Genomic DNA, 15,969 nt, shown 5'->3' on the forward strand with positions numbered 1-15,969 from the left:
TATCGCGAGCAGGCTCGCTCCCACCAGAGATCAGCGCTTAGGCAATCCGATCGTGACCTTCAGCCCGCCCCACTCGCTGTCGCCCAGCGCCAGTGTCCCGCCCCAGGTGTCGACGATGTCCCGCACGATGCCCAGCCCCAGGCCGTGGCCGTCGGTCTGTTCATCAAGCCGCGTGCCGCGGCTGAAGACCTGATCGCGGCGGTCTGCGGGAATGCCTGGCCCATCGTCTTCCACCGCCAGGCTGAACCCTTCGGCTGTCTCGCTCACGGTCAGGCGCACTTGCGCGTCGGCCCATTTGCAGGCGTTGTCCAGCAGGTTGCCCAGCAGTTCCAGCAGATCTTCACGATCCCAGGGCAGGTGCAGGCCGGGCGGCGCGACGTAAGCCAAGTGCAAGTGCTCACCATGGATCATGTTCAGCGTGGCCAGCAACGCCGGCAGTTCCGCGTCGCAGTCAAGATGGGCACCGGGCAAGGCATCGCCGGACAGTCGGGCGCGGTTGAGTTCGCGGTTCAGGCGCTGACGGACCTGTTCCAGTTGTTCGAGCAACAGCTTGCGCAGCTCGGGGTAAGGGTCGAGTTTTTCATTCGAGGCCAGGCTTTGCAGCACCGCCAGTGGAGTTTTCAGGGCGTGACCCAGGTTGCCCAGGGCGTTGCGTGAACGTTTGAGGCTGTCCTCGGTGTGGGCCAGCAGATGGTTGATCTGCGCCACCAGCGGTTCCAGTTCCCGCGGCACCTGTTCGTCAAGTTGCGAACGCTGCCCGCGCTGCAACTGGGCGATCTGCTCCCGGGCTTTGTCCAGCGGGCGCAAGGCGCGGTGCACCGTGATGCGTTGCAACAACAGAATCAACAGCAACCCCGCCAACCCAAGTCCCAGGCCGATCTGCTGCATGCGCAGGAAGCTGTCCCGCACGGGCGTGTAGTCCTGGGCCACGCTGATGGAAATGGCCTGGCCCAGACGCCGATAGTCGGTGCGCAGGACCAGCAGCTTCTGACCTTCAGGCCCCAATTGCAGGTTGCTGTGCAGTCCCGGATGGTCGAGATGGGGCAACTCCTGGTCCCAAAGGGAGCGGGAGCGCCAATGCGTATCGGCAAAATCGATGCGGAAATAATGCCCGGAAAATGGTCGCAGATAAGCCGGCGACAAGCGTCGCTCATCCAGTTGCAGGCCTTGCGGACCACGCACCAGGGCCACTAGCAGGTTCTCGCTGTCGTTGCGCAGCCCCGCCTCCAGATACCGCTGCAGACCCAGCTCGAACAACCACAGACTGGTCTGCGCCAGAACCACGCCGACCACCACCATCACACCGATCAGGCCCAGGCTCAGACGCCGCTGGATCGATCTCACTGCGCCTGCCCGCCGAACAGGTAACCCTGGCCGCGACGGGTTTCGATCACGCTGCGGCCCAGCTTGCGCCGCAAGTGATTGACATGGACTTCCAGCACATTGGAATCGCGCTCGGTTTCACCGTCATACAGGTGTTCAGCGAGATGGCTCTTGGAAAGGATTTGCTCAGGATGAAGCATGAAGTAGCGCAGCAGGCGAAATTCGGCCGCGGTCAGTTGGATTTCGGTGCCGTCGCGGCTCACACACTGGCGACCTTCATCCAGATGCAGCCCGGCCGCCTGAAGCGTCGGCTGGTTGGCCTGGCCATGGGAGCGGCGCAGCAATGCCTGGATCCGCAGGTGCAGCTCTTCGGGATGAAAGGGTTTGGTCAGGTAATCGTCGGCCCCGGCCTTGAGGCCTTCGATGCGTTCGGCCCAGGAACCACGGGCGGTCAGGATCAGCACAGGCGTGCTCAGGCCGCCCGCGCGCCATTGGGCCAACACTTCAAGCCCCGGCACCCCCGGCAAGCCGAGATCGAGGATGATCAGGTCATAAGGCTCGCTGCTGCCCTGATAAACCGCGTCGCGACCATCGGCGAGCCAGTCGACGGCATAACCCTGCCGCGTCAGCCCGGCCATCACTTCGTCGGCCAGGGGAACATGATCTTCCACCAGAAGCAGGCGCATCAGTCTTCCTCATCTTTGAGTAAACGGCCGGTCGCGGCCTCCAGGTCCAGTTCGCGCACAACGCCGTCGGTAGCCAGCAATTCGACCTCGTAAATATAGACGCCGTGTTTTTCTTCCAGCTCGGCCTCCAGCAGTTTGGCGCCGGGGTGGCGATCCAGCGCCTGTTGCAGCAAATGTTCCAGGGGCAGGATCACGCCCTGCTGCCGCAATTGCAGGGCCTCATCCTGGTCCAGGTCTCGAGCGACGGCCAGTGAACAGAACACCAGCAGCGCCAGCCCCCAACGGCTGCGGGGGCGTAAATTAAGCTTCATTACAGATCCTGATGATTCTTGAGTACCTTGCCGTCAACCGCGTCCAATTCAAGTTCCCAGTCAACGCCCTGGGCATCGCGCAAGTCCACCTGATAGATGTACTTGCCGTATTCTTGTTCCAGCTCGGTATCGGTCAAGGTGGCGCCAGGGTGTTTGGACAAGGCAGTGGCGTTGAGTTTTTCAACCGACAGAATGGTACCAGCGTCCTGCAGCTTTTGGGCTTCGTCGGCCGTGAGGTCTCGTGCGCTGGCCAGGCCACTGATGGCCATCAGGGTAACGATGAAAAAGGCAGTCAGGCGGTTCATGGGTTGTCTCCTTTTTTTGTAATCTTCACCGGGGAACTGTATCGGGGCGAACTTAACTGAAACTGAATTGCCATCATTGAACACAGATCAATGTGGGAGCGAACCTGTTCGCTGCCACAGGGCTGACGCCGTTAAATTATCCGTTGCACCATTCGAGACCGGTATGACCGCCATCCACATCAAGTTCCCTGCCCTGACCCTCAAGGCCGGCCCTCGTGCTCTGGCACGCATTCGCCAGGCTGGCCTGAACGCTGCCGATGTCGGCATTCTGCCGGGCGCCGCCGGTGGCCCCAAGGCCTTGGGCATTCAGGGGCTGGACCTGGCGCTGTTTGGCGAGTGGCTGCCCGCCGCGCCCCGGGAGCGCTCGCTGATCGGTGCTTCGGTGGGCTCCTGGCGCTTCGCCAGCGCCTGCCTGCCGGATGCCGCCGAGGGGATCCGGCGCCTGGGCACCTTGTACAACGAGCAAAGCTTTGCCAAAGGCGTGACCATGGCCGGGGTGAGCCAGAGTTCGCAGCGCATGCTCGATGATCTGCTTCAGGGCCGCGACACGTCGATCCTCGACAACCCGCATTACCGACTCAACATCATGGTGGTCAAAAGTCACGGCTGGCTGGCCCAGGATCATCGCGGGCGACTCGGCCTGGGATTGTCGTCGGTGATCGCCGACAACCTGCGGGGCCGAGCGCGCCTGTCGCGGCATTTCGAACGGCTGATCGTCCACGACCCACGCCGGGCGCCGCCGTTGCACCCATTGAACGACTTTCCGTCACGCTTCGTCACGCTGGAGGCCGGTAATCTGCGCCAGGCGCTGCTGGCATCCGGCTCGATCCCGATGGTGATGGAGGGCGTGCGCGACCTGCCCGGCGCCGGCGTTGGCACCTACCGCGACGGCGGCCTGTTGGACTACCACCTGGACCTGCCCTACAGCGGCGAAGACATCGTGCTGTATCCGCACTTCACCGACCGGGTCATTCCCGGCTGGTTCGACAAGGGCCTGCCATGGCGCCGGGGGAACGTCGAGCGCCTGCAGGACGTGCTGTTACTGGCGCCGTCCCGTGAATACCTGGCGCGCCTGCCCTTCGGCAAGCTGCCGGACCGTAACGACTTCAAGCGTTTCATGGGCGATGACACCAGCCGCCGCAAATACTGGCGCACGGCGATGGACGAAAGCCGCCGACTCGGTGACGAGTTTCTTGAACTGGCGGCCAACGGTGGGCTGGGCGGGCGTTTGCTGACCCTTTAGTCAGCACGGTCGCGCAACGCGGAACCAAACTGATAAACTCCGCCGCCTGCCTCGCGACCGCTACCTTAAAGAGCCTGAACCTGTGGAAATTTTCAAAGAATTCACCTTCGAATCCGCCCACCGCCTGCCCCACGTGCCAGACGGTCACAAGTGCGGCCGCCTGCACGGCCACTCGTTCAAAGTGGCGATTCACCTGAGCGGCGACATCGACCCGCACACCGGCTGGATTCGGGACTTCTCGGAGATCAAGGCGATCTTCAAGCCGCTCTACGAGCGCCTGGACCACAACTACCTCAACGACATTCCCGGCCTGGAAAACCCCACCAGCGAAGTCCTGGCCAAGTGGATCTGGGAACAGTTGAAGCCATTGTTGCCGGAACTCAGTGCCATTCGCATCCATGAGACCTGCACCAGCGGTTGCATCTACCGCGGCGAGTAAGCGGGCCACAGGGACCTGTGGCATTGGCTTTTTTTGTGTCTATGCTTTTTGGCTCGAACATGCCAAGAGGACGCGACCATGAGCCACTGGCCCCTGGATCACGAATACAACTTCAACGGACACCGCATCCGTTACGCCGTCCACGGCGACGGCCCGCCGCTGGTGTTTGTCCACGGCACGCCCTTCTCTTCCTACGTGTGGCACCGAATCGCCCCGCTGTTCTTCGCCACTCACAAGGTGCATTACTTTGACCTGCTGGGTTACGGCCAATCCGCACAACCGGACGCCGACGTTTCCCTCGGTGTGCAAAACCACTTGCTCGCGCAGTTGCTGGAACACTGGGGCCTGGATTGCCCGGACGTGGTGGCCCACGATTTTGGTGGCGCAACCGCCCTGCGCACGCACCTGCTCAACGGCAAGCACTACCGCAGCCTGACCCTGATCGATCCGGTGGCGCTGTCGCCCTGGGGTTCACCTTTTGTCCAGCATGTGCGCCAGTACGAAGCGGCGTTCAGCGGCCTGCCCGATTACATTCAGCGGGCCATCGTACCGACCTATATCCGGGGTGCGATCAACAGGCAGATCCCCGATGAAGAACTGGCGCCGTACGTGCAGCCCTGGCTTGGCGAGACCGGCCAGGCCGCGCTCTATCGGCAGATCGCGCAGATGGACGAACGCTATACCCGCGAGGTCGAACCGCTGTATGCAACCGTGCGCTGCCCGACGCAGATCCTTTGGGGAGAAGACGATCAGTGGATCCCCATCGAACGCGGTCGTGCGTTGCAACGGATGATACCGGGCGCACAGTTTCATCCCGTTCCCAATGCCGGGCATTTGGTCCAGGAAGACGCGCCGGAGGCCATCGTCGCGGCAGTGTTGCGGTTTCTAGCGCTGCACTCTCCCACCTGAAGAAACCGCATAGGCAGTGGAAACTGTGTTCCAACTTGAACCACCGCCGCACTGCTTTCGTTCTCTTCACTTACCCAATACCAAGGATTGGCTATAAATAACCTCGCGATCACTCGCTTGGCACGGGCGCTGCACGCTTGCGACATCTTCCTCCTGCGCAAGGACCTCCACATGACTCAAAACGATCCGGGCAACGACTATCCCTTGAGCGAAGTCCCGATGCATGCCCGCAAGGGCCTGGCCTCCACGGCCATGGTGCTGCTGGGCTTCACCTTTTTCACCGCCACGATGTTTGCCGGTGGCAAGCTGGGGGTAGCGTTCGGTTTTGCCGAAATGCTCACGGTCATCGTGATCGGCAATCTGCTGTTGGGCCTGTACGCCGCCGGCCTGGGTTATATCGCCTTCAAGAGCGGGCTCAATTCGGTGCTGATGGGTCGCTTCTGTTTCGGTGAGGTGGGCAGCAAGCTCAGCGACTTGATCCTGGGTTTCACCCAGATCGGCTGGTACGCCTGGGGCACGGCGACGGCGGCGGTGGTACTGGGCAAGTATTTTCATTTGAACGAAGGCACCGTGCTGGGGCTGATGGTGTTGTTCGGCCTGGGGTTCTGCGTCACCGCCTACATCGGTTATCGCGGGCTGGAGATCCTGTCGTACATCGCCGTGCCGGCCATGATGTTGTTGCTGATGTTGTCGATGTGGGTCGCGACGGTAAAGGTCGGTGGCCTGGATGGGTTGCTGGCGGTGGTGCCGACGGGCAGCCTCGATTGGTCCACCGCCATCACGCTGGTATTCGGCACGTTCGTCAGCGGTGCCACCCAGGCGACCAACTGGACGCGGTTTTCCCGCTCGGCGAAGATCGCGGTGCTGGCAAGCCTGATCGGCTTTTTCATCGGCAACGGCCTGATGGTATTGATCGGCGCCTACGGAGCCATCGTCTATCAGCAGCCGGACGTGGTGGAAGTGCTGCTGCTGCAAGGCTTCGCCATGGCGGCGATGGCGATGCTGCTGCTCAACATCTGGAGCACCCAGGACAACACCATCTATAACTTTGCCGTGGCCGGCTGCAACCTGCTGCGCACCCGTCGGCGCAAAACCGTGACCCTGGGCGGCGCGGCGATCGGCACACTGCTGGCCCTGCTGGGCATGTACGATCTGCTGGTGCCTTACCTGATTTTGCTGGGCACGGTGATCCCGCCGATTGGCGGAGTGATCATGGCCGATTTCTTCTTCCGCTGGCGCGGCCGCTATCCGCGTCTGGCCCAAGCGCAGCTGCCGGCCTTCAACTGGCCGGGGCTGTTTGCGTACGGCGCAGGCACCCTCGCGGCGTTCACTTCGCCTTGGGTTGCGCCACTGGTAGGAATCGCCACCGGCGCGCTAACGTATGTGATATTGATCGGCCTATTGGGAATTCGCGCCACCGATACCCCCCTCCAAGATCTTTGAGAAGGACTCGCTTGATGCACATCATCAACGCCCGCCTGCGCAACCGCGAAGGCTTGCATGAACTGCACCTGGAAAACGGCCTGATCGCCAGCATTGCACGCCAGACCGAAGCCCCGAGCCTCGGCCCGCAAGACCTCGACGCCGGCGGTAATCTGGTGGTGCCGCCGTTCGTCGAACCGCACATTCATCTGGATGCCACCCTCACCGCCGGCGAACCCCGCTGGAACATGAGCGGGACGCTGTTCGAGGGCATCGAGTGCTGGGGCGAGCGCAAGGCCACCATCACCCAGGAAGACACCAAGACCCGCGCCAAAAAAACCATCCAGGCATTGGCCGCCCATGGCATCCAGCATGTGCGCACCCATGTCGATGTCACCGATCCTGACCTCACCGCCCTCAAAGCCATGCTTGAAGTGCGTGAGGAAAGTCGTCACCTGATCGACCTGCAGATCGTCGCGTTTCCCCAGGAAGGCATCGAGTCCTACCGCAACGGCCGCGAACTGATGGAGGAAGCAATTCGAATGGGTGCCGACGTGGTGGGCGGCATTCCGCATTTCGAGTACACCCGGGATCAAGGCGTAAGCTCGGTGAAATTCCTGATGGACCTGGCCGAGCGCACCGGTTGCCTGGTGGACGTGCATTGCGACGAGACCGACGACCCGCACTCGCGCTTTCTCGAAGTGCTGGCCGAAGAAGCCCGCAGCCGCGACATGGGCGCCCGCGTCACCGCCAGCCACACCACGGCCATGGGCTCCTATGACAATGCCTACTGCGCCAAGCTGTTTCGCCTGCTCGGGCACTCGGGCATCAGCTTCGTTTCCTGTCCCACCGAAAGCATCCACCTGCAAGGACGTTTCGATAACTTCCCTAAACGCCGCGGCGTCACCCGGGTCAACGAATTGCTCGAAGCGGGGATGAACGTGTGCTTCGGCCAGGACTCCATCGTCGACCCGTGGTATCCCCTAGGCAACGGCAATATCCTGCGGGTGCTGGAAGCTGGCCTGCACATCTGCCACATGCTGGGTTACCGCAACCTGCAAAGCGCCCTGGACCTGGTCACTGATAACAGCGCCAAGGCCATGGCCCTGGGCGAGCGCTACGGCCTGGAAGCCGGGCGCCCGGCGAATCTGCTGATCCTCTCGGCCGACAGTGACTACGAAGTGATCCGTAGCCAGGGCCTACCGCTTTACTCCATTCGCAATGGCGAAGTGCTGATGAAGCGGCAGATGCCGATGGTGGAGTTTGCGGTTCAGCCAGGCTGAGGTCATCGCGAGCAGGCTCGCTCCCACAGTGGAGCGGCGCCGTACGCGCATTTTTGTGCCCGCTGAAGATCGAATGTGGGAGCGAGCCTGCTCGCGATGGCGTCATTGGCTGCGGCGCAGATCGTCTATGACACAGACCGCGCAATACCAAACAACCTGACCCGCATCAGCTCACCCGCCTGTTCTTCCAGCAGAATCGGTGCAGTGCCACCCGGCATCACCACACTCACCGCCCCCGCCTTCACCCAACCCACTCGCCACGCGGCGCACGCCACCGCACTGGCACTGGTGCCCGAAGAAGCGGTGGGACCTTCCCCTCGTTCAAAAATCCGCGCGGCAATGCTTGCTTCGGCCTGGCGCCAAGCCCACTGCAGATTCACCCCCGCCGGGCAGGGAATCCCGGACCCACCGGGCGGCGCATAGGCAATGCGCGTCAGGCTTTGCGCCAACGCTGGGGAACGCATTTGCGGGTTACTTGGCAACGTCTCGGCGCTGTCCACCAGGGTCACGCAGTGCGGGTTGCCAATGTTCACGAACTGACTGCTGCCCCAGGCCGGATTCAAAGCATGAAGCGCAGCCACACGGCTGACTTCGCGCTGGTTGACGATCACGCTTTGCACGCCTTGAGCCGCGACAGCGCCGGGGCCGAAAAGTGGTTTTCCCAAGTCCAGCCAGAAACCCGAGAGACCTTCGAACTCCGCTACGCGGACCGCCGTTTGCAGCGGTGACACGCCTTCACGTTTGTCGTGATGAACCTGTAGCACACATTCGCCGTCGCTCGGCATCAAACCTTGCTCTTTGAGCGCCTGGGAGAAAATCGTCAGGCCATTGCCGCTGCGCTCGGCCAGGGTCCCGTCGGTGTTGACGATCAACAGGTCAAAAGGTGGCTCATTCTGGAACGGGCCGATCAGCAGACCATCGCTGCAATGGGCCTTGGCATCCGGCGGCGCCTGACCCGGCGCCCAACTACAGAAGGCCTGCACTGCGGCGCGGGTCCAGGCCTGGCGGGCCTGGGCAGCCTGGGCGGCTGTCGGCGGCAGGTCAATGCCTTGGGCACGGACCTGCTGCGGTGAGACCACGCCATAAATATTGCCCCGTGCATCATAGAACTGCGTCATGGACCAGACCCGGATTCAGCCAGCGAAAGCCGGTACTTTATTCCGGCCAAGGCTGTGCAGGCAAAGCGTGCTTGCCACCCACACACCTCTTCGGCACCTTGAGGTCGCGGCGCGGTCAGTGGATGTGCAAGCATAGGGCCCGCCCGCACCATCGCCTCGCCAAACCAAGGACGTTTCATGACTGCCATTACCCCACCGCCAACCTTCATCCCCGGACGCCTGGAACAGATGTCCACCCGCATTGCCTATCTCATCGCCGGTGTCGGGATCGCGGCCTGGGCGCCGCTGGTGCCGTACGCCAAGGTGCGGGCGAACCTGGACGAAGGCACTCTTGGGTTGCTGTTGTTGTGCCTTGGGGTGGGGTCGATTCTGGCGATGCCGATTTCCGGCGCACTGGCGGCGCGATTTGGCTGCCGGCGGGTGCTCAGTGGCGGCACGATTCTGATCTGCCTGGCCTTGCCCGCGCTGGCAACGATGACGTCTTTGCCCTGGCTGGTGGCAGCCTTGTTTTTGTTTGGCGCCGGCCTCGGCACCGTGGACTCGACCGTCAACCTGCAGGCGGTGATCGTCGAGCGGGCCAGCGGCAAGACCATGATGTCGGGTTTTCACGGCATGTTCAGCCTCGGCGGGATCATTGGCGCGGCCGGTGTGAGCGCGCTGCTCGGCCTCGGCCTTTCGCCCCTGGGGGCGACGCTGGTGGTCAATGCACTGTTGCTGGTGGCGCTGTTCAAGGCGGCGCCGCATCTGCTGCCCTATGGCAGTGAAAGTTCGGGCCCGGCGTTTGCCATTCCCCACGGCGTGGTGCTGTTTATCGGCATCTTGTGTTTCATCGTATTCCTGGCCGAAGGCGCGGTGCTGGACTGGAGCGCGGTATTTCTGACGGCCGAGCGTGGAGTGGAAACCGCCTATGCCGGGCTCGGTTATGCCGCGTTCGCGCTGACCATGACCGTCGGCCGCCTGACGGGGGATTCGGTGGTGCATCGCCTGGGCGCCAGACGCGTGATTATCTACGGCGGCGCGACCGCTGCGGCCGGGTTCCTGCTGGCGACCCTGGCACCGATGTGGCAGGCGGCGCTGTTGGGGTATGCGTTGGTCGGGGCCGGGTGTTCGAACATCGTGCCGGTGTTGTACACCGCGGTCGGCAAGCAGACGCTGATGCCTGAAGCGATCGCCGTACCGGCCATCACCACCATCGGCTACGCCGGCATCCTCGCAGGCCCGGCGCTGATCGGATTCGTCGCCCATGGCAGCAGCCTGAGCTTTGCGTTCGGGTTGATCGCGCTGTCGTTGGTGGCGGTGGCGGTCAGTGGGAAAGTGTTGAAGGTTTGAGGCGTTACACCCCTCTCTGTGGAAAGGAGATTTATCTGTGGCGAGGGGATTTATCCCCGTTGGGCTGCGAAGCAGCCCTAAAATCACTAACTCGGTGTGTCAGGCAGATTGAGTCTGCCGCTTTGGGTCTGCTGCGCAGCCCAACGGGGATAAATCCCCTCGCCACAGGAGTACGCGTCAATCCTGGTTTTTCATCAGAACCCCACGCTCGCCTGCACAAAAAACGTACGCGGTGCGCCGACATAGATGCCCGAGTTGTTGTCGCTGGAGCGGGTGTAGTACTGATGGTCGAACAGGTTCTTCACCCCGGCGCCGACCTTCAGGTTCGATAGTTGCGATCCGAAGTCGTAGCCAGCGCGCACGTTCCAGAGCACGTAACCCGGCATGTCACCGTAGCGTCCATCGGCGCTGCCGTCGGTGATGTAATCGTCGCTGAAGCTGCCGTCGGGGTTCACGCTGTTGCCGGGTGAGCGTTGCTTAGACTGGGCAAAGGCATCGAGGTTGTAAGTCCAGCGATTGATCTCATAACGCAACCCCAGGTTCGCCACCTGACGCGAGTAGAACGGCAGGTCACGGCCCTTGAAGCTTGGAATATCACCTTCATAAGTTGCGCGGGTGTAGGTGAAACCGGCATTGGCGCTCAGGCCTTCCAGGCGTGGGTCCAGCGCGGCCATGTCGTAGCGCACCGAGGCTTCCAGGCCCTGGTGCTTGGTGGCGCCCATGTTGGTCCAGCCCACATCGTTGCTGATGTACTGCAACTCGTCGTCGAAGTCGATGTAGAACAGCGTCACTTCCCCGCCCCAGACGTCATCGTTGTAGCGGGTACCGATCTCGTAGGTCTTGGCTTTTTCCGGGTTCAGGCCGTTGGCGGTGTTGTTGCCGTCGCCGCCCTGGCCGAGCTGGAAATATTGCAGGCTGCCGAACGACGTCTCGTAGTTGGCGAACAGCTTCCAGGCATCGGACAGGTGATACATCACGCTCAAGGCCGGCAGCGGTTCGTTGCTGTCGATGCTGCGGCGTTTTTCCTGTACCGGACTGCCGTCGGTGTCGAGCACCGGGCGGTCGTGCCATTGGGTGCTGATGCGTTCGAAACGGATGCCCGGGGTGATGGTCCACTTGCCGACATCAATCTTGTCATCGATGTAGACCGCATGGGCTTCGGTGCCACCAGTGCGGTCCTGATAGACGTGACCATCGGACCCCGGCCGCACCACCGGCTGGTTATCGCGCAGCGCCAGGCGACTGGCCTCTTCGTGCATGCCTTCCTTGAGGTAGCGATAACCGACGCTGGCTTCCTGGGTGGTCGAGCCCAGGTCAAACACATGGGACACCCGCGGTTCGATGCCGAAGGTGTAGTAAGTACGCGGGTAGGACGCCAGGTTGCGCTGGTCCCGGGAGGCGATGGTGCTGCCACGGTAGCTGTCGGAATAATAGGTCAGCACTTCGGCCTGGGTGCGTTCGCTGATCTCGCGGATCCACTTGAACGACACGTCCTTGCGCCGGCCGGCAAAGTTGTCCCAGTCACGGTCGGACTGATACGGGTCCGCGTCGTATTGCGCCTGGGTCAGGCCGCCGGGCATGTCAGCCTTGGCGTCGTAGTAATGGAAGTTCAGCGAGAAATCATCCACCTCGGTGGGCGCCCAATGGGTCTTGAGGATGACGTCGTCGATGTCATTGTCGTTGTTGCTGCGGCGATAGCCATTACCGTTGACCCCCGAATACAGGAGCGCAACGCCCATGCCGTTATCGGCCGTGCCGCCGAGAAAAGCGCTGTCGATGTGCTTCCAGCCGCCGCGCTGGGAGGTTTCCAGGGTGGTGCCGATTTCACCGGTGGCTTTTTCCGGAATCGCGCGGGTCACGAAGTTGATCACGCCGCCGACGTTCTGCGGCCCGTAACGCACGGACCCGGCGCCGCGCACCACGTCGATGCTGTCCAAGTTGCCCGCAGAAATCGGCGCCATGGACAGTTGCGGCTGACCATAAGGCGCAAACGCCGCCGGCACGCCGTCGATCAGCACCGTGGAACGGGGCGACAGGCGCGAAGTGAGACCGCGCACGCCGACGTTCAGGGAGATGTCGCTGCCGCCGGTGCCATTGGCATCCTGCACCTGCACCCCCGGCACGCGCCGCAGCACATCGCCGACGTTCATGGCCCCCTGCTCCACCATCGCTTCGCGGCGGATTACCGTGCGCGCGCCGGCATGGTTCTGCACCACTTCGGCATTGGCATCGCCGAGCCAGTCACCGACCACCTGGATGTCGGTGGCCCCCAGTTCCAGCGGGCCGCCAGTGGACGCCGAGGGCGCCGGCAGCACGGTCACCGAACCTTCATTGATCTGGTATTGCAGGCCGCTGCCTTGCAGCAGTTGGCCCAGGGCCGCTTCTGGGGACAAGTTGCCGTCCACCGCCGGGGCTTGCTTGCCGGCCACCAGCTCCGGGCTGAAGAACACCTGCAAAGAAGTCTGCTGGCCGAGCTGGCTCAAGGCCTGGCCCAGCGGCTGCGCCTGGATGTGAATGGACGTGGCCGCCTGATCGGCGAAGGCCTGGGGCAATGCGGCACTGACGGCCAGGGTCAGGGCCAGCGGCAGCCAGCGGGCGGGGGCGCGGTTGTTGTTTTTGAAGGTGGTTTTCACGTCGAACCTTGTCCTGTTGAATCGCAAGAATACGCGTCTGTTAATGCAAACCAGTTGCAGTTGGACAAGAAGACGAAGAACTCGAAAAAAACCTGAATTTACCGCGCAATTATTTCCTGGCTGCCGTCATCCAGGGTGCGCACGGCCACCGGCAGGATGTTGGGCAAAGCCTTGAGCAGCGCCTCGGGGTTATCGGCACGAAACACGCTGGTCAGGCGCAAGTTGCCCACCGCCGCGCTGCCGACGCGCAGGGGTTTAGCGCGATAACGGGAAACCTCCTGGACGACTTCGCTCAAGGGAGCGTTGTTGAACACCAGTTTGCCGTGGCGCCAGGCGGTGAGTTCATCGGCGTTGATGCCATAAGGTGCGGCGACCTTGCCCTGCGCATCGATACGGGTGCCAAGGCCGGCCGTGAGGCTGACGAACTCGGCCTGCGCCGCGTCGCGCCCCTGAACCTTGACACTGCCCTGCTCCACCGCCACCCGGGTTGAGTCGGCATCGCGGCGCACATCGAAGCGCGTTCCGGTCACCGTCACCCGGCCGTTGCCCGCCTCCACCGTAAACGGCCGGCCAGCGTCATGCTCGACGCGAAACAACGCCTCGCCTTCGGCCAGTTCCACGCGCCGTTGATGGTGGACGAACTGAACACGCACGCGGCTGCGGCTGTTGAGGTCGATCACCGAACCGTCCGGCAGCGCGATGTGCCGGCGCTCGCCCAGGGCCGTGGCAAATTCAGCGCTGTAATCGCTGGAAGCACCCAAGCCGCTGAACAAGCCCAGCCCGACCGCCATCGCCAACAGCCCGGCGGCCACGGCGAAGCGCAGCAGCGGTCGACGCTGGGGACGTTTGGCGGGTGGTTCGCACAACGCTTGCAGACGTTCCTTGGGCAGCAGATCCGTGGCGCTCCAGATCCCCTGTAGAAGTAGAATTTCGTCGCGGTGATTAGGATGCTCGTCCAGCCAGGCCTCGTAACGCTGGCGCTCATCGACACCCATGACGGGAGCTTGCAAGCGTACGAACCATTGCGCCGCCTCGTCGCGAACCCGGTTCTGCCCGCACGGGCATTCACGGTTATCCATCATGGAAGGTCCTGTGGCTCAGGTGGAAGATAACGACGGATCATTGGCCAGCCCCGTCCAGACGATCGCGCAGATGCCGCAGGGTGCGGATCATATACTTTTCCACCATGTTTTTTGACAAGCCCAGGCGCTCGGCGATTTCCGCCTGGGTCAAGCCTTCGATCTTCTGCCAGACAAACACCGTACGGCAATTGGCCGGCAGCTCGGCCAGTGCCCTTTCGATGGAGTCCGCCAACTGGATCGCGTGCATGTAGTGCTCCGGGTCGCCCGAAAGCGACTGGCTGTGATCGAGCGCCACCTCCTCCATGGCGCCCCGCCGATCTTCGCGCCGATAGCCATCCACCGCAATATTGCGCGCCGTCTGGTGCAAATAGGCCCGCGGCTGCTGGACATCAGCCGAATCGGACTCGAGCACCCGCACGAAAGTATCGTGAGCCAGGTCCTCGGCCTGCTGGCGATTGCGCAGACGACGGGTCCAGGTGCCGATCAACTCTTCGTAATGCTCGAAAAAGCCAGGTCTGCGGGGCGGCTTGGGGGTCATCGCACTGCGCTGTAGGGACGAGGCGTGAATAGTAATGCTTCCTATTAAGCCGAAGCAAACCTATTGCAGTGCCTGTCGTCCGAAGCTTTCAAACTTAAGACAATCCTGTGGGAGCGAGCCTGCTCGCGATTGCGGACTGACCCTCAACATTGATGTTGACTGATACACCGTCATCGCGAGCAGGCTCGCTCCCACATCAGGTGAACCGTCAGGCACACCGCCAGTGAGCCGCACAGAATCAGGGTCCAGCCCAGCGCCTGGAACCAGGCTGCTAGCATCAACGCGCCTCCTATCAGCAAGTAATAGAACAGGCCAAACAGCGCGCCAGCGGTGCCCAGGCAATCACCGTAGCGTACCAATGCCGCACCGAGCACGTTGGGTATCGCCATGCCAAACGCCAGGACAATCAACAGCATCGCCACAACAAAACCAGCGCTGTCGAGCAGGCCCTGAACGCTTATCCCCCCCATCAGCAGCACGATCGCCGCAACAGCCGATAACTGAGAGCCGTCGAAACCCCGTGCAAGCAGACGCTTGTTCAGCCACGCCCCCAGACCCGAACCCAACGCCAGAATCGCCCCGCTGTAGCCGAACAGCTCAGGGCTCAACCCGAGCCGTTCGAACTGGAACGGAGCGAGGTTGTAGTAGCTGAACAGGGCGACGTTGAATGCCGCCACCAAAAACGACGAGCGCCAGATGTCCGGGTCCTTCAGCATGCGCCACAGAGTCGTCAACAAGGGTTGCGGCGGGACACTGCCCTCAAGCGTCTCGGGCAAGGATCGCGCGCTCCACCACAGTAGAATCAGCGACAGCATCAACAGGCCACCGAGTGTGCCTTGATAGCCAAAGAAGCGAACCAGGCTGGCACCGCTGAACAAACCGATCGCCGGGCTGGCCGCGAGGGGAATGCCAATCATCGAAAAAACCTTGCCCAGTTCCGCGCCCTGGTAGCGATCACGCAGAATCGTCTGGGTGACCACCGAACCGACCGCCGCACCAAACGCAGCCAGAGCCTGGACGGCCAGTAATGCGTCGAAGGTGTCGACGTTCAGGCCCAGCACCGTCCCTAGCGCATACAACGCCAACCCACCCAGCATGGCGGGCCTTCGGCCGATGCGGTCACAGACGCCCCCCCACACCACCACACCCAAGGCGAATCCCAGGAAAAATACGGACAACATCTGCGCCGCCATTTCGGCGCTGACGGCAAAGGTCAGGCTGATGTCTGCCAATGCAGGGCTATAGAGGGTCTGGGCAATTTGCGGAAACATCACCAAGGCAATCGCCAGGCCGAGGAACGGACGAGAAGTCATGGGCACGCTCGTTAGAAAAACGACGAGCAGTCTAC

15 protein-coding genes are annotated in these 15,969 nt (G+C 62.4%); 6 read left to right on the top strand and 9 right to left on the bottom strand.

What is annotated here, in order from left to right:
- Positions 1-30 precede the first annotated feature (30 nt).
- Genes T3A99_RS07595 through T3A99_RS07610 form a run of 4 tightly spaced genes read right to left on the bottom strand, consistent with a single transcriptional unit; the run spans position 31 to position 2,625 of the window.
- On the bottom strand, positions 31-1,344 hold the full coding sequence (locus T3A99_RS07595; protein ID WP_322834176.1) for an ATP-binding protein: 1,314 nt from the start codon (positions 1,342-1,344) through the stop codon (positions 31-33).
- The gene (locus tag T3A99_RS07600; RefSeq protein ID WP_047229265.1) at positions 1,341-2,009 is read right to left on the bottom strand and encodes a response regulator transcription factor; all 669 of its coding nucleotides are present in this window, start codon (positions 2,007-2,009) and stop codon (positions 1,341-1,343) included. The genes T3A99_RS07595 and T3A99_RS07600 overlap by 4 nt, the downstream gene beginning before the upstream one ends.
- Positions 2,009-2,320 carry a PepSY domain-containing protein gene (locus tag T3A99_RS07605; protein WP_047229266.1) on the bottom strand — a complete coding sequence of 104 codons (312 nt, stop codon included), beginning with the start codon at positions 2,318-2,320 and terminating at the stop codon, positions 2,009-2,011. The genes T3A99_RS07600 and T3A99_RS07605 overlap by 1 nt, the downstream gene beginning before the upstream one ends.
- Positions 2,320-2,625, bottom strand: a complete 306-nt coding sequence (locus tag T3A99_RS07610) for a PepSY domain-containing protein (protein ID WP_047229267.1) — start codon at positions 2,623-2,625, stop codon at positions 2,320-2,322. The genes T3A99_RS07605 and T3A99_RS07610 overlap by 1 nt, the downstream gene beginning before the upstream one ends.
- A gap of 163 nt (positions 2,626-2,788) precedes the next feature.
- Between T3A99_RS07610 and T3A99_RS07615 the strand changes: the two genes are divergently transcribed.
- The 5 genes from T3A99_RS07615 (at position 2,789) to codA (ending at position 7,921) form a co-directional block, all read left to right on the top strand.
- Positions 2,789-3,868 (top strand): patatin-like phospholipase family protein, encoded by a 1,080-nt coding sequence (locus T3A99_RS07615; RefSeq protein ID WP_322834177.1) that lies wholly within the window; start codon positions 2,789-2,791, stop codon positions 3,866-3,868.
- An 82-nt stretch (positions 3,869-3,950) separates the two neighbouring features.
- Positions 3,951-4,307, top strand: a complete 357-nt coding sequence (gene queD, locus T3A99_RS07620; RefSeq protein ID WP_047229269.1) for a 6-carboxytetrahydropterin synthase QueD — start codon at positions 3,951-3,953, stop codon at positions 4,305-4,307.
- A 78-nt stretch (positions 4,308-4,385) separates the two neighbouring features.
- A complete protein-coding gene (locus T3A99_RS07625) occupies positions 4,386-5,216 on the top strand; it encodes an alpha/beta hydrolase (RefSeq protein WP_322834178.1) in 831 nt (276 codons plus the stop codon).
- A 171-nt stretch (positions 5,217-5,387) separates the two neighbouring features.
- A complete protein-coding gene (gene codB, locus T3A99_RS07630; RefSeq protein WP_076383905.1) occupies positions 5,388-6,659 on the top strand; it encodes a cytosine permease in 1,272 nt (423 codons plus the stop codon).
- Between the two features lie 14 nt (positions 6,660-6,673).
- The gene (gene codA / locus T3A99_RS07635) at positions 6,674-7,921 is read left to right on the top strand and encodes a cytosine deaminase (protein WP_076383904.1); all 1,248 of its coding nucleotides are present in this window, start codon (positions 6,674-6,676) and stop codon (positions 7,919-7,921) included.
- Positions 7,922-8,046: 125 nt separating this feature from the next.
- On the opposite strand, the gene T3A99_RS07640 is transcribed toward codA, so the two are convergent.
- A complete protein-coding gene (locus tag T3A99_RS07640) occupies positions 8,047-9,039 on the bottom strand; it encodes a diaminopimelate epimerase (protein ID WP_274090763.1) in 993 nt (330 codons plus the stop codon).
- Between the two features lie 177 nt (positions 9,040-9,216).
- Here T3A99_RS07640 and T3A99_RS07645 point away from each other — a divergent pair, with 177 nt between their 5' ends.
- Positions 9,217-10,368 (top strand): MFS transporter, encoded by a 1,152-nt coding sequence (locus T3A99_RS07645; protein ID WP_047229274.1) that lies wholly within the window; start codon positions 9,217-9,219, stop codon positions 10,366-10,368.
- A gap of 194 nt (positions 10,369-10,562) precedes the next feature.
- Here the strand turns inward: T3A99_RS07645 and T3A99_RS07650 are convergent, their stop codons facing one another.
- The 4 genes from T3A99_RS07650 to T3A99_RS07665 all read right to left on the bottom strand — a co-directional run bounded on the left by T3A99_RS07650 (position 10,563) and on the right by T3A99_RS07665 (position 15,934).
- The gene (locus T3A99_RS07650; RefSeq protein WP_047229275.1) at positions 10,563-13,001 is read right to left on the bottom strand and encodes a TonB-dependent siderophore receptor; all 2,439 of its coding nucleotides are present in this window, start codon (positions 12,999-13,001) and stop codon (positions 10,563-10,565) included.
- 98 nt (positions 13,002-13,099) lie between these two features.
- Positions 13,100-14,083 (bottom strand): FecR family protein, encoded by a 984-nt coding sequence (locus T3A99_RS07655; RefSeq protein ID WP_076383901.1) that lies wholly within the window; start codon positions 14,081-14,083, stop codon positions 13,100-13,102.
- Between the two features lie 37 nt (positions 14,084-14,120).
- Entirely contained in the window at positions 14,121-14,621 is a 501-nt protein-coding gene (locus tag T3A99_RS07660; protein ID WP_047229277.1) for a sigma-70 family RNA polymerase sigma factor, read from the bottom strand.
- A gap of 170 nt (positions 14,622-14,791) precedes the next feature.
- A complete protein-coding gene (locus T3A99_RS07665; RefSeq protein ID WP_047229278.1) occupies positions 14,792-15,934 on the bottom strand; it encodes an MFS transporter in 1,143 nt (380 codons plus the stop codon).
- Between the last annotated feature and the right edge of the window lie 35 nt (positions 15,935-15,969).

Origin of the sequence: Pseudomonas sp. N-137, assembly GCF_034555295.1 — a bacterium.
In the GTDB taxonomy this organism is placed as follows: domain Bacteria; phylum Pseudomonadota; class Gammaproteobacteria; order Pseudomonadales; family Pseudomonadaceae; genus Aquipseudomonas; species Aquipseudomonas rhizophila.